The sequence below is a fragment of the Salinicola halophilus genome, from assembly GCF_003206155.1.
GTDB lineage: Bacteria > Pseudomonadota > Gammaproteobacteria > Pseudomonadales > Halomonadaceae > Salinicola > Salinicola halophilus.
In genome coordinates this window covers 59,711-73,316 of the sequence record NZ_PZJV01000001.1, presented here as the reverse complement: position 1 = coordinate 73,316, position 13,606 = coordinate 59,711, and the positions used below count along the sequence as shown (strand labels likewise).

Sequence of the window (13,606 nt, the reverse complement as noted above, 5' to 3'; positions counted from 1 at the left end):
TGACCGGAGAATGAAACTCGCACGGCTGAAAATCAGCGCCGCTCTCGCAAGGCCTCGGAGCGGCGATGAGGGTTGGCAGGCGTCGCCGCTATCGAGCGGCCGTCACCGCGACGTCGGCCGCGCACGATCGGAAAACTCGGCTCGACGACGATGAGCAGTCACTCGAGGTTGTCGAGGCCCTTCTCGGCCATCGCCACGGCGCGAAACAGCGCGCGGCGCTTGTTGAGCGTCTCGTGCCATTCGTCATCGGGGTCGGAGTCGGCGACGATGCCGCCACCGGCCTGGACGTGCAGCTCGCCGTCCTTGAGTACCGCGGTGCGAATGGCAATCGCCATGTCCATGTTGCCGTGCCAGGAGAGATAGCCGACCGCACCGGAGTAGACGCCGCGCTTGACCGGTTCGAGCTCGTCGATCACCTCCAGCGCGCGAATCTTCGGCGCACCGGAGAGCGTCCCCGCCGGGAACGTCGCCCGCAGCACGTCCATCGCCGACATCCCCGGCGTGAGCCTGCCGGTGACATTGGAGACGATGTGCATGACGTGAGAGTAGCGCTCGATCGCCATCTGATCGGTGACTTCCACCGTGCCCGGCCGACTGATGCGCCCGATGTCGTTGCGCCCCAGATCGATCAGCATCAGATGCTCGGCGCGCTCCTTCGGATCGCCCAGCAGCTCCTCCTCCAGTGCCTTGTCCTCTTCCGCCGTAGCGCCACGCACCCGCGTGCCGGCGATCGGGCGAACCGTCACTTCGTCGCCCTCGACGCGAGTGAGTATCTCCGGCGAGGAGCCGATGACGTGGTGGTCGTCGAGGTTCAGAAAGAACATGTAGGGCGAGGGATTGAGACTTCTCAACGCGCGGTAGAGATCCAGCGGCGGCGCCTGATAGGGGATCGACATCCGCTGCGACGGCACGCACTGCATCAGATCGCCGGCCAGCACGTACTCCTTGATCCGCGCGACCGCGTCCTTATAGCCCTGCTCGCTGAAGCTGGCGTGAAAGTCGCTTTCGCCGACATCGCTTCGGCCGGTGCCCGGGCTCACGGTGTTGAGCGTCGAGCTGCGCAGCTTGAGCTCCAGCGCCTCCAGCCGCTCCACCGCTGCGGCGTAGGCCTGTTCCTGGCTCGGATCGGCGTGGGTCCAGAGCTGTAGCCGGCCGGAGAGATTGTCGAAGACCACCAGATCGTCGCAGACCATCAGCAGGATGTCCGGCACGCCGATCGGGTCGGGCTTCTCTGCAGCCTGCGCGGTGCGCAGACGCGGTTCGATGTAGCGAATGGTGTCGTAACCGAAGTAGCCCACCAGACCACCGTCGAAGCGCGGCTGGTCGTCGAGATCCGGCACCTTGAAGCGCGCGTGGAACCGCTCGATCCAGGCGAGCGGGTCCTCGACTTCGGTGGCGCCCTGCTGCTCACCGTCGACGATGTGGCGCACGGTGAAGCCACGCACCTCGATCCGCTCGCGGCATGGCAGGCCGATGATCGAGTAGCGGCCCCACTTCTCACCGCCCTGCACCGACTCCAGCAGAAAGGTCCAGGGAGCGTCGGCCAGTTTCAGGTAGGTCGAAAGCGGCGTGTCCAGATCGGCCAGCACCTCGCGGGTGACCGGAATACGGTTGTAGCCGGCGTTGGCCAGCGCGTCGAACTGCTCGGAGGTCATCATGAGACCCGTCTCCAGAGGGTGAAAGTCAGCGGTCGAAAATCGAAAGGCTCGGGCTGAGGATCACCATCGCCAACGCTTGACGTCGCGGTTGGGTACGCGGAGAGAGAAAAAGCGCTGGGTATCCGGTCGCATGTCGGGGCTCGATTCAGGAGAGAAACGCATGGGTAGGAAAGCGAAACCGACCCTCGCGAGCCGGCTGAAAAAACCCTAAACGAGTTCCCCGAGCGATTCAACCAGACCGTCCGGCGCGCTCGCGGCCACCGGCTCGCCGTGGTTGTAGCCGTAGGGCACGGCCAGGGTGCGAAAGCCGGCGCGGCGGCCCGCCTCGATATCGTGACGGGAGTCTCCCACCATCAGACACGACGAAGGCGCGACATCGAAGTGCGTCGCCAGATGCCAAAGCGGCATCGGGTGAGGTTTCTTCTCCGAAAGTGAATCGCCCCCGAGGGTGGCGTCGAAGTAGCGATCCAGTCCCAGCGTCGCGAGGATCGGCGCGATGAACGCCTGCGGCTTGTTGGTGATCACGCAGAGGATGAGGTCACGCTCGGCGAGGGCTTCGAGGGCCTCCTTCACGCCGGAATAGACCCGCGTGCGCCGGCACGGCGCCTCGGCGTAGCGCCCCAGGAAGTCCTCGAGCGCGGCGTCCAACGCCGAGGCGTCCGGGTCGCGGCCGAGGGCGAATGCCAGCGCTCGCTCGACCAGCTTGCGCGAGCCGTTGCCCACCCAGTCGCGCACCCGCGCCTCGCCCGCCGGGGCGAGATCGTGCGCCTCGAGCGTGGCGTCCAGCGCGGCGGCGAGATCCGGCACCGAGTCGATGAGCGTGCCGTCGAGATCGAAGGCGACGAGGCGGATGGCGTCGAGCGAGGGGTGCATCGATGACTCCTTGAATAGCGGCGCCGGAGAGCGCTCTAAGGCGCTGCGCGCAAGCTCCCGGGCCGGCGGTCGAGCAGAACGTTCGAGCCTATCACGTCGGCAGCGCACAGCGCGCTGCACCGGGTGCCAAGCCAAGACGAGCGGCGTATCCTAACCTTACGACTTTTGTCGTACCGGTGATCGTACGGTCAACCCACCGCCGCCCCATCGCGGCGCGTTCTATCATCTCGCGATCCTCGCGGTACGACTCGCTCACAGGATTTCCGGCATCCACCTTTGGCCAGAACACGAATCACGCTCGACGAACATGACCCAAGCTCTAATGAAGGACGACACTCACCCATGACCGAACCTCGTATCGTGGTCGTCGGCGGCGGCGCCGGCGGGCTCGAACTCGCCACCCGCCTCGGCGAGAAACTCGGCAAACGCAAGCGCGCGGACGTCGTACTGGTCGACCGCAACTCCACCCACATCTGGAAGCCCCTGCTCCACGAGATCGCCACCGGCGCGCTCGACTCCGGTCTCGACGAGGTCTCCTACCAGGGCCACTCCAAGCATCACGGCTACCGCTTTCAGCGCGGCAGCCTCAGCGCCATCGATCGTGAAGCACGCACCATCACCCTGGAGCCGATTCACGACAGTGACGGCGAGGTCGTGCTGCCTGCGCGCCAGATCGAGTACGACTACCTGGTACTATCGGTGGGCAGCGTCTCCAACGACTTCGGCACGCCCGGCGTCGCCGAGCGCTGCCACTTCATCGACAGCCCCCAGCAGGCGGAACACTTTCGCCGCCACATGCTCGATACCTTTCTGCGCTACAGCGACCCCGAGCGGCGCACTCACGCCAAACTCTCGGTGGGGCTGGTCGGCGCCGGCGCCACCGGCGTGGAACTCGCCGCCGAGCTCTTCGGCGCCTCACGCATGCTGCACAGCTACGGCTTCACCGCGCTCGACAGCACCAATCTCGAAGTCCACCTGATCGAAGCCGCGCCGCGTATCCTTCCCGCTCTGCCCGAGCGTATCAGTCGCGCGGTGCACGGCGAGCTCGAGCGCCTCGGCGTCAAGATCCACGTCGACACGCGGATCACCGAAGCCAACGAGGATGGCTTCATCACCGCCGACGGCACGTCGCTGCACACCGACCTGAGCGTCTGGGCCGCCGGCATTCGCGCTCCCGCCTTCCTGTCGGAACTCGGCATCACCACCGAGCGCAATCATCAGGTCACCGTCTCCTCGACGCTGCAGAGCGTCGACGACGAGCGCATCTTCGCCTTCGGCGACTGCGCGGCGTGCCCACTGAGCCCCGACGACGACAATCGTGTCCCCCCGCGCGCCCAGGCGGCGAACCAGCAGGCGAGCCTGTGCTATCGCAACCTGCGCGCGGCGATGGAGAACAAGCCGCTCAAGCCCTTCACCTACCGCGACCGCGGCTCGCTGATTTCGCTTGCCCACTTCGACGCCGTCGGCAGTCTGATGCGCGGCACCTCGGCGCGCAGCCTGTTCATCGAGGGGCGGCTGGCGCGCATGTTCTACGCTTCGCTCTATCGCATGCACCAGATGGCGATTCACGGCGCCTTTCGAACCGGCATGACGATGCTGGTCGATCGCCTCAACCGCTATCTGCGACCCAAGATGAAGCTGCACTGACGCAAGCCCCACCCTCGGGAGAGACCCCATGGAACGTTTCTACAACGCCGCCGCCCGCGTCGTCGACGACGCCCTCGAGAGCCTGGCGGCGACCACCGCCGTTCGCGTCGCCGAGCCAGAGAGCGGCCTGCGCATCCTGATCCGCGAAGATTGGGATCGCACCCGGCAGGGTCACGACAGCGTCGCCGTGCTCTCCGGAGGCGGCGCCGGCCACGAGCCCGCCCACGCCGGCTTCATCGGCGACGGCATGCTGACCGGCGCGATCTCCGGCAGCCTTTTCGCCTCGCCGAGCGTCGAGGCGGTGCTCGCCGCGATCCGCGAAGTCTGCGGCGACGCCGGCTGCCTGCTGGTGGTCAAGAACTATACCGGCGACCGGCTCAACTTCGGCCTCGCCGCCGAGCGCGCCCGCGCCGAGGGGCTGGACGTGGCGATGGTGATCGTCGCCGACGACATCGCGATAGCCGATGCCCCGCAGCCGCGCGGTATCGCCGGCACGGTTCTCGTGCACAAGCTCGCCGGCTTTCTCGCGGCGCGAGGAGATCCCCTCGCCGAGATCCAGGGCCGCGCCGAGGCTCTCGCCGGACGACTGGTGTCGCTGGGCATGGCGCTGCGCCCCGCGGCCCAGCCCGGCCAGCCGGCGCCCGCGCGTGCCCCCGAGCTCGGGCTTGGCATTCACAACGAGACCGGCACCCGCGAGGTCGCCCCCGAGAGCGCCGACGATGCCATGAACGAGGTACTGACGCCGCTGCGCGAGGCGCTTTCCGCTCGCGGCAGCGATGCCCCCTGGATCGCCATGCTCAACGATCTCGGCGGCTGCTCGACGCAGGAGATGGGCGTACTCGCCGCCAGCCTGCTGCGCCAGCTCGGGCCGGCGTCGGTCTCGCATCTCATCGGCCCCGCGCCGCTGATGACCTCGCTCGACATGCACGGTTTCTCGGTCACGCTGGTACCCGCGGACGACACCCTCGTCGAAGCGCTGGCCGCGCCGACGACGGCCCCGGGCTGGTGTGGTCTGAAAGCGGTGTCGCCTGCCGTGACCTTCACCCCCGATACCCACCGCGAGCACGAGGCGCTGAGCGAGTCGGCGCCGCAGGATCCGGCGGTCGCCGCGCTGCTGCGCGCCGCTATTACCACGCTTCGCGACGCGCGGGACGAACTCGACGCCCTCGACGCCAAGAGCGGTGACGGCGACGCCGGGGCCAGCATGCAAAGCGGCGCCGACGCCGTTGCCGCCGCCCTCGACACCGAGCGGCTCGATACCCGCACGCCGGCACCGCTCTTCGCCGGCATCGGTCAGCTGCTCGCTCGCGACATGGGGGGCTCCAGCGGCGTATTGCTGTCGATCCTCTTCACCGCCACCGGTGCCGATCTGGCCCAGGGCAGCGATTTGCCCGACGCCCTCGTCGAGGGTGTCGTCAAGCTCCAGGCCTACGGCGGTGCCAAGCCGGGGGATCGCACCCTGCTCGACGCCCTGGTGCCCGCCGTGGAGGCACTGGCGCGCGGAGAGACGCTCGCGAGTGCGGCAGAGGCGGCTCGCGCCGGCGCCGACGCCACGGCGGAACTCACCCGCGCCCACGCCGGGCGCTCCGCCTACGTGCCGGAGAGTGCACTGGAAGGTGTGATCGATCCCGGCGCAGAAGCCGTGGCGCGGGTGCTGGAAGCGCTGACGGCCGCTGCGCGCTGACGCTATCGCTCGACGCATGGCCCCTCCCTGTGCGTCGAGCGCCGCGCCGGTTCGGACCGCGTTCAGTCGAGAATCGGCGCCGGCCACCAATCCGGCAGCAACGCCCGCGCCTTGGCGTGGGTAAAGCGGTCGTCGAGCAGCTGGATCACGCCCTGGTCGCTGCCGGTGCGGATCACCCGGCCGGCGGCCTGCACCACCTTCTGCAGGCCGGGATAGTAGTAGGCGTAGTCATAGCCGCGGCCGTATAGCGCCTGCAGTCGGGCGCGCATCTCTTCGTTGACCGGATTGACCTGGGGCAGCCCCAGCGTGGCGACGAAGGCGCCGATCAGCCGGTCCCCGGGCAGGTCGATCCCTTCACCGAAGATCCCTCCGAGCACGGCGAATCCGATCCCCGCCCCGCCGCCTTCGAACCGCGCGAGAAAGGCTTCACGAGCGGCGTCGTCCATGCGCGCGGCCTGACACCACTGTGGTAACTCGGGATGACGCTCGGCCAGCCGCGCCGCGACCTGCTGCAGATACGCAAAGCTCGAGAAGAACGCCAGATAGTTGCCCGGCCGGGCGTGGAACTGCGCGGCGATGCGATCGGCGATGGGCGTGAGCGAAGCGTCACGATCGGCGTAGCGGGTCGACAGCCGAGACGCCGCCCGCACTTCCAGCTGAGAATCGTGAAACGGCGAGGCCAGCGGTAGCCACGGCGTGTCGTCGGGCAGGCCGAGCAGGTCACGGTAGTAGGCTTCCGGGGTCAGCGTCGCCGAGAAGAGCGTGCCGCCGTGGGCCGCCGCGAAGCGAGGGGCGAGAAACGGCGCGGGAACCACGTTGCGCAGGGTGATGCGCGCCCCGGCGTGGCGCTGTCGGCCCCGCGGCGCCTGGCGCTCCACGTCGCAGAGCGAGTGTTCGCCGAAGACCTCCGCCACCCGGCAGAAGTGCTGCGCCTCGAAGCAGAAGGTCTGCAGGTCGCTTTGCAACGCGATCGGCTGCTCCGACTGATACTCGACGATCGCCGACACCGCCTGGGTGAGCGCATTGATGAACTTGCCCGGCAGCGTCTCCAGCACGCGATACTCTGCATCGCCGCCCGCGGCGGCATTCTCGTCGGCGAGTGCCTGCCACAGCGTCGCCACTCGGCCGAGCGGTCGCTTCAGCGGTCCCGGGAGCGTCGGTTTCAGCCGCCGGAACGCCGCGTGATCCAGCGAGGCGCTGTACATGCCGCGGCCGCGCTCCACCAGATTGTGTGCCTCGTCCACGAGTATTCCGACCTGCCAGGCGAGCTCGCGGGTGAGCGCGTAGAGCATGGCGTGGAAGTCGAACCAGTAGTTGACGTCGGCGATCACCACGTCCGCCCAGCGCGCCATCTCCTGGCTCAGATAGTAGGGACAGACCGCATGGGTGAGGGCGATGTCGCGAAGCGCCGCGCGATCCAGCCAGCCTTGCGTCGCCGCGGCTGCCCGCGCCGCCGGCAGCCGGTCGTAGAATCCCGTCGCCAGCGGGCAGGAGTCGCCGTGGCACGCCTTGTCCGGATGCTCGCAGGCTTTCTCCCGTGCGATGAGAGTGAGCACGCGAAGCGGCACCGTCGCGGCGGGCGCTCGCGCCGGCGTGATCTCGGCCTCGGCGGCCCCATCCGACACTACCTCGGGCGGTGGTGCCGGCGCCGCGCCGAGCTGCGTCAATGCCTCCAGCGCCAGGCGCTGGCCGGTATTGCGCGCGGTGAGAAAGAAGAGCTTGTCGAGCGGCTGGCCCGGCATCGCCTTGAGCATGGGGAAGAGCGTGCCCAGCGTCTTGCCGATGCCGGTAGGCGCCTGCAGCATCAGCCAGCGGCGCGTGTGCACGGCCTTGTAGACCGACTCCGCCAGCGGGCGCTGGCCTTCGCGAAAACCGGCGAAGGGAAACGCCAACGCTTTCAGCGCCTCGTCGCGGCGACGCCGGTGGGCAAGCTCCTGCTGGGCCCAGGCGAGAAACGCCTGGCACTGGCGCTCGAACGTCTCGCGCAGCTCGTCAGCGCTCAAGCGCTCGCTCAGCGGTGTCTCGCGCTGCGTGACGATGTCGAAATAGACCAGCGTCACCGTCAGCTGATCGAGCCCGCGCGCCTGGCAGAGCAAGTGGCCGTAGACCTTGGCCTGCGCCCAGTGCAGGGCGCGCTGGTTGCCCGGCTGGCGCGAGAGATCGCCGCGGTGGGTCTTGACCTCCTCGAGCCGATTGGCGATCGGATCGAAGCCGTCGGCGCGGCCGCGAACGCTCAACTGGCGGTACTCGCCGGCCAGCGCGACCTCGCTCTCGTAGGTCTCGGCGCGACGCGAGGCGACGACCCGGTGGCCGGCGATCCCCTCCTGGGCGGTGGGCGACGGTGTGAAGCGCAGATCCAGATCCCCGGTCTTGGCGGCGAACTCGCAGAGCGCGCGTACGGCGATACGGTAGCTCATGCCGGCCCGCCGGGACTGGCCGTGGCCGAGTCGCCAGTATCGAGTTCCCCCGCGTCGAGTTCGTCGGCGGACGCCGCCTGCCAGCGCACGTAGCAGACGCTCACTGGCATGGCGTGTTCGGCACAGAAGGCGAGCCAGCGCTTCTGGTTGTCCTGCAGTCGATCCCCCGGCCCCTTGACCTCGATCATGCGGTAGTCGCCGGCCTCGACGTCGAACTGGATCAGATCCGGCATGCCGGCGCGGTTGGCGCGAACGTCGTTGAGCAGTCGCTCGAACCAGTGGCGGAGATGGCGCGGCGGAATGCAGTCGAGCGCGAGCTCCAGCGTTTCGCGGCGAATCGCTTCCCAGAAGACGAACGGCGACTGGATGCCGAACTTCTCGTCGAATCGCGCGAGAATCACCTCGCGATGGGCGTCGGCGTCGAGCAGCGTGAAGCAGCTTTCGAACGCCGCGGTGCGACGGGCGCGGAAATCGTCGTCGTGCAGATCCGCCGGCCCCGAGTGAAACGGGTGGAAGAAGGCCCCCGGCAGCGGCGCGAAGATCGCCGGCCAGCAGAGCAGGCCGAAGAGCGCGTTGACCAGCGCATTCTCGACGTAGAGCACCGGCGCTTCGGTCGTGGAGAGATGCTCGGCGACCGCCCGCTCGACGCTTCGCGCCCGCGGCAGCTCGAGATCGATCCGCTCCGGCTCGATGGCCGCACTCCCGAACTTCGCGGGCCGGCCCAGCTTGCGGGCCAGACGCTGGTGCAGCCGGGCCAGGCGCTGCGCCTCGGCGTCGCGAAGCGGCATGGCAAGCGTCTGCTCGGCGGCGTCGAATGCGGCGTCGTACCGGGCGAGCAACTCGAGCACCCGGGCCTCACGCACGCGGGCGTGGTGCGTGGGACTGCGAGCGTAGAGCGCAAGCGACGCTTCGAGCTCGCCGCCGCGCTCCAGCCGATAGGCGATCTTGTCGATCAGTCGCGCCCGGCGCCGCTCGAGCCAAGGGTTGGCGTATGCCGTCAGCGGCAGATCCGGCGATAGCGTCGTCAGCGGCTCGTCCGCCTCGAAACGCTCCCGCAGTCGATGTAGACGGTGATAGCTCTCGAGCTCGTCACGCGCGGAAAACGCCCGCGAATCGGCGTCGAGCGCCACCGTCTCGAAGCGGTAGACGCCGAGATCGGCGAGCACGAACTCCGACCACTGCTGGCGCAGGTTACCGAAGAACATCAGGCGGAAACGCTCTGCCATCGCGTCCACCGTCAGCCGATAGTGGCGATCGCCGAGCGTCGGCAGCCACTGGGCCAGCGGGCGCGGCGTGAACTCCCTGGCCTCGAGGTGCGACAGCCACTCGCCCTTGCTGGCGCTGCGCGAAAGCCTCTGGTCGGCGAAGACGCCGTCGAGCCCGGCCCGCAGCTCAGGCTTGGTGGTAAGCGCGAAGAGCGCCTCCAGCGTCAGCGGTGCGCCCTCCTCGACCAGGCCTGCGGCGATGAGCGGCGCGACGGCATCCGCGGTGTCCCCGATTTCGGGATAGCTCAGACGGCTGTCGCGAAAGTCTTCGCCCTTGCGCATCACCATGCGCACCAGCAGCGCCTGCGACGCCTCCGGCAGCGCGGCGAAGTCCGCCATGAAGGCGGCCTCGGCTTCGCTCAGCAGGTCGGCGTAGCGCGCTTCGAGCCAGTCGAGCACGCGACGAAAATTGACGAGGTAGTAGAGCGGATCGTCGAGAACGGGCCGAGCCATGCAGTTGCCACCGGAGCCGGAGAGAGACGAACATCGAACGCTCCTGCGGTCGCAGGCGGCGACCGCATTCACTGGGCAAGTATACAGGTTCCGCCGACGTGACCGAATGCGCGGCGAGTCTTCCGATAGTGCCGGAGGTACTCGAAGCGTGCTCTCGCGGTGCCGAGCAAGCCACTGGGCTTCGTCTGAAGAGTGCCTGGACTCACCGATTGCTCAGACGGCGACTAGAGCGACGCCTTCAGCTCCTGCCACAGCTGACGATAGGCGAGGGTCGCCCGGCTTCGCGGCGCCAGATCGGCGAGGGGGCGACACTCGAGGCTCATGCGCTCGACGGCGCTGGCGTAGGGTATCCAGCTCTGCATGACGGGGCCGATCGCCGCCGGCGGTGTCTCCAGCCACTCTCGGTGGAGCTTGCGGCGACGATCGACCAGGTTGAAGAACGGCGTGACCCGCTGACGCTGGCGCTTCTTGAGATCCAAATGCGCCATCATCCGCGAGAAGGCCTGCACCGATAGTGGACTCGGGATGGTCGGCACCAGGATACGATCGGCGGCGCGCACCAGCTGGTCGGAGAGTGTCGACAGTCCCGGGGGGCAGTCGAGAATCAGCAGCGCGTACTCTTCACTGAACGGTGCGATCAGGCGCTTGAGATGCTTGTCGCCGCTACTGCCGTCGTCGAGCAAGCGATCCAGCTCGCGCATGCGCATGTCGGACGGCAGCAGATCGAGGCGCTCCCAATCGGTGTGCTGGACCTCTTCACCGAGCGGGGACTTGCCGGCGAGCAGCTTTTTCACCTTGCGCCCGAGGCCGTTCTCGCCGCCGAGCACCCAGGTCGAGGCGCCCTGCGCGTCCAGATCCCATACCAGCACAGGTAAACCGTCCCGATTGGCCTCGCGGGCGAGATTCACCGCTGCCGATGTCTTGCCCACGCCGCCTTTCAGATTGTGTAGCGCGACGACTTTCATGGACCCACTCCTCGACGGTTAAGTGGCGTGAAGTCTAGCCGTCGGCCTGGCCGGGAATGATGACATTACGATGACAGCGCTCGCCTGCCGCCTGCTCACTCGGCGCCTGCTCGTGACGCCCGGTGAGCCAGCGCCGTTTGGCCGCCGCACTGAGCCGTTTGATCGACGCCTCGAGCCGCAGCGCATCGCCGTGCGCGCCGACGTACTCGGCGTGGCGCAGCGTCAGCGGCCCCTTGCCGCGCAGCGCCCGCGCCCCCCGGCCGCGAGCGTGCTGCTCGACCCGCCGCGTCACGTCGGTGGTCACACCGGTGTAGAGCGCACCGCCGGCGGTCTCGACGAGATAGACATACCAGCGGCGCTCGCTATCGTCACTGCCGGCCATCAGGCGCTGGCGAGTGCGTCGCGCATCCGCCCGATCACGCTGTCGTAGCGGTTGACGTCCTCGAGATTGCGCGCCTTGAAGATGGCGGAGCCGGAAACGAAGGTGTCCGCCCCCGCCGAGGCGATCTCGGCGATATTGTCGACCCCCACGCCGCCGTCGACCTCGAGACGAATCGGCAGGCCGCTTGCGTCGATGCGCCGACGCGCCTCCTTGAGTTTGTCCAGCGCCGCGGGAATGAACGACTGGCCGCCGAACCCGGGATTGACGCTCATGATCAGGATCATGTCGACCTTATCCATGACGTAGTCGAGATAGCTAAGCGGCGTGGCCGGATTGAAGACCAACCCCGCCTTGGCACCCTGGCTGCGAATCAGCTGCAGCGAGCGGTCGACGTGCTCGGAGGCTTCCGGGTGGAAGCTGACATAGCTGGCGCCGGCGTCGATGAAGTCCCCGATCAGCCGATCCACCGGCTTGACCATCAGGTGGCAATCGATGGGGGCTGTGATGCCGTGCTTGCGCAGTGCCTCGCAGACCATCGGCCCGATGGTGAGATTGGGCACGTAGTGATTGTCCATGACGTCGAAATGGACCATGTCCGCACCGGCGGCGAGCACGTCGTCCACTTCCTGCCCGAGGCAGGCGAAGTTGGCGGAGAGAATGGAAGGAGCGATCTTGAAATCCGACATGGGCAGCGTGTCCTTGGAACGCGAGAAGTCGTCTCGCATTCTAACGCAAGGCCGCGCCCTGTCGCGGGCTGCCGGCCTCGCTCGACGCCGGGAGGGTCGACCGAGCGCCGCCACACGCGACACGACGCCTGCGCATTGCAGGCGACGCGACACGACGACGCCCCGCCGGTCGGAGGACTGGCGGGGCGTCGAAGCGGGCCTGGCGCGCGCCTTCTCGGACGCTCGCTAGGCTGCGCTCACGGCTCGAAGTCCGGCGCGCTGGTCTCGCGATCCTCCGGCAGCGTTTCTCGCACCTCGGCGACCTGGTCGGCGCTGACGGCATCCCCGTGATTGCCCCAGGCGCCGCGCACGAAGGTCGCAAGCTCGGCGGCCTCGGTATCGCTGAGCCGCCAGGCGAAGCCCGGCATCGCCAGCGCTTCGGGTTTGGCGGGCGTCGAGGGCAGCCGGGCGCCTTCGAGAATCACGTGCAAAAGCCCGGTCGGGTCGTCGGCGTTGACCAGCTCGTTGCCCACCAGCGACGGAAAGACCTTCGCGGCACCCTCGCCGTTGGCGAAGTGGCAGGCATTGCAGTTGTCGAGATAGAGCCGCGCCCCCGCGTCCGCCTCGACGTCGGCGGCGGTGAGCACTCGCTCGGTTTGCGCCGGCGTGGTATCGCTCTGCTTCTCCTCGCCGTCGGCCTCTCGCGGCAGCGATTTCAGGTAGGCGGCGATCGCCTGCAGGTCGTCATCGGTCAGATGAGAGGTGCTGTTGGCCACCACCGAGGTCATCTCGCCGACCACCGCGTCGTGGTCGTTACGCCCCGTCGCCAGATACTCGACGATCGCCTCCTGACGCCAGCCCTGCAAACCGGCGTCGCCCTCGCCGCCACCGCGCAGATTGGGCGCCCACCAGCCGCCCAGGCTCGCCCCGGCGAGAAACGCCTCGTCGTCATCGTCCTGCGCCTTCTCCTGGAAGAACAGCCCGCGAGGCGTATGACAGCTACCGCAGTGGCCGAGCCCCTGAACCAGGTAGGCGCCGCGGGTGATCTGCGCGTCCTGCCCCTCGCGGGGCTCGAAGGCCTCGGTGTCGGCGAACAGCCAGTTCCACAGGCCGATACCCCAGCGCTGGTCGAACGGAAAGCCGATGTCGCTCTCGGCCGGGGCCTCGTCCACCGGCGCTACGCCCTGCATGAAGTAGGCGTAGAGCGCGTCGATGTCGTCGTCACTGAGCTTGGCGTAGGCGGTATACGGCATCGCCGGATAGAGGTTGGCGCCGTCGGCGCGCTCGCCTTCGCGCAGCGCCGCGGCGAACTCGTCGCGGCTGTAGTCGCCGATGCCGGCTTCCGGGTCCGGCGTGATGTTGGTCGAGACGATGGTGCCGAACGGACTGTCGATCTCGAGACCGCCGGCGAAGGGCTTGCCGCCCGGCGCCGTGTGGCAGGCGACACAGTCGCCGGCGCGGCTGAGGTACTCGCCCCGCGCCACCTCGTCCTGCGAATGGTCGGCAGAGGCGGCCGCCAGCGCCGTGCCCGCTGTGCTCATCAGCCCCAGTCCTGCCAGCGCGATGAAACCGATTCGATGCATCATGGTCGCGCTCC

Annotated in this window: 10 protein-coding genes; 2 read left to right on the top strand and 8 right to left on the bottom strand. The window is 68.2% G+C overall.

Annotated features, from left to right (window positions below; translation table 11 throughout):
* Positions 1-158 precede the first annotated feature (158 nt).
* Together trpE and DOM33_RS00270 are read right to left on the bottom strand one after the other, a co-directional pair.
* Positions 159-1,655: an anthranilate synthase component I gene (gene trpE / locus DOM33_RS00275; RefSeq protein WP_110667384.1), complete on the bottom strand. Its 1,497-nt coding sequence runs from the start codon at positions 1,653-1,655 to the stop codon at positions 159-161.
* Between the two features lie 210 nt (positions 1,656-1,865).
* Positions 1,866-2,531, bottom strand: a complete 666-nt coding sequence (locus tag DOM33_RS00270; protein ID WP_110664759.1) for a phosphoglycolate phosphatase — start codon at positions 2,529-2,531, stop codon at positions 1,866-1,868.
* Positions 2,532-2,873: 342 nt separating this feature from the next.
* Between DOM33_RS00270 and DOM33_RS00265 the strand changes: the two genes are divergently transcribed.
* Together DOM33_RS00265 and DOM33_RS00260 are read left to right on the top strand one after the other, a co-directional pair.
* A complete protein-coding gene (locus tag DOM33_RS00265; protein WP_110664757.1) occupies positions 2,874-4,178 on the top strand; it encodes an NAD(P)/FAD-dependent oxidoreductase in 1,305 nt (434 codons plus the stop codon).
* A 28-nt stretch (positions 4,179-4,206) separates the two neighbouring features.
* Positions 4,207-5,862 (top strand): dihydroxyacetone kinase subunit DhaK, encoded by a 1,656-nt coding sequence (locus tag DOM33_RS00260; protein ID WP_110664755.1) that lies wholly within the window; start codon positions 4,207-4,209, stop codon positions 5,860-5,862.
* A 62-nt stretch (positions 5,863-5,924) separates the two neighbouring features.
* On the opposite strand, the gene DOM33_RS00255 is transcribed toward DOM33_RS00260, so the two are convergent.
* The 6 genes from DOM33_RS00255 to DOM33_RS00230 all read right to left on the bottom strand — a co-directional run bounded on the left by DOM33_RS00255 (position 5,925) and on the right by DOM33_RS00230 (position 13,595).
* Positions 5,925-8,279, bottom strand: coding sequence for an ATP-dependent DNA helicase (locus tag DOM33_RS00255; RefSeq protein ID WP_110664753.1), 2,355 nt, complete (start codon positions 8,277-8,279; stop codon positions 5,925-5,927).
* Positions 8,276-9,997 (bottom strand): VRR-NUC domain-containing protein, encoded by a 1,722-nt coding sequence (locus tag DOM33_RS00250; RefSeq protein WP_110664751.1) that lies wholly within the window; start codon positions 9,995-9,997, stop codon positions 8,276-8,278. The genes DOM33_RS00255 and DOM33_RS00250 overlap by 4 nt, the downstream gene beginning before the upstream one ends.
* Positions 9,998-10,221: 224 nt before the next feature.
* Positions 10,222-10,962, bottom strand: a complete 741-nt coding sequence (locus tag DOM33_RS00245; protein ID WP_110664749.1) for a ParA family protein — start codon at positions 10,960-10,962, stop codon at positions 10,222-10,224.
* Between the two features lie 34 nt (positions 10,963-10,996).
* Positions 10,997-11,344: a GIY-YIG nuclease family protein gene (locus DOM33_RS00240; RefSeq protein ID WP_110664747.1), complete on the bottom strand. Its 348-nt coding sequence runs from the start codon at positions 11,342-11,344 to the stop codon at positions 10,997-10,999.
* The gene (gene rpe / locus DOM33_RS00235; protein ID WP_110664745.1) at positions 11,344-12,030 is read right to left on the bottom strand and encodes a ribulose-phosphate 3-epimerase; all 687 of its coding nucleotides are present in this window, start codon (positions 12,028-12,030) and stop codon (positions 11,344-11,346) included. Before rpe ends, DOM33_RS00240 begins: the two co-directional genes overlap by 1 nt.
* Before the next feature lie 236 nt (positions 12,031-12,266).
* Complete coding sequence (locus DOM33_RS00230) at positions 12,267-13,595, bottom strand: c-type cytochrome (RefSeq protein WP_110664743.1); 1,329 nt, start codon at positions 13,593-13,595, stop codon at positions 12,267-12,269.
* Positions 13,596-13,606 lie beyond the last annotated feature (11 nt).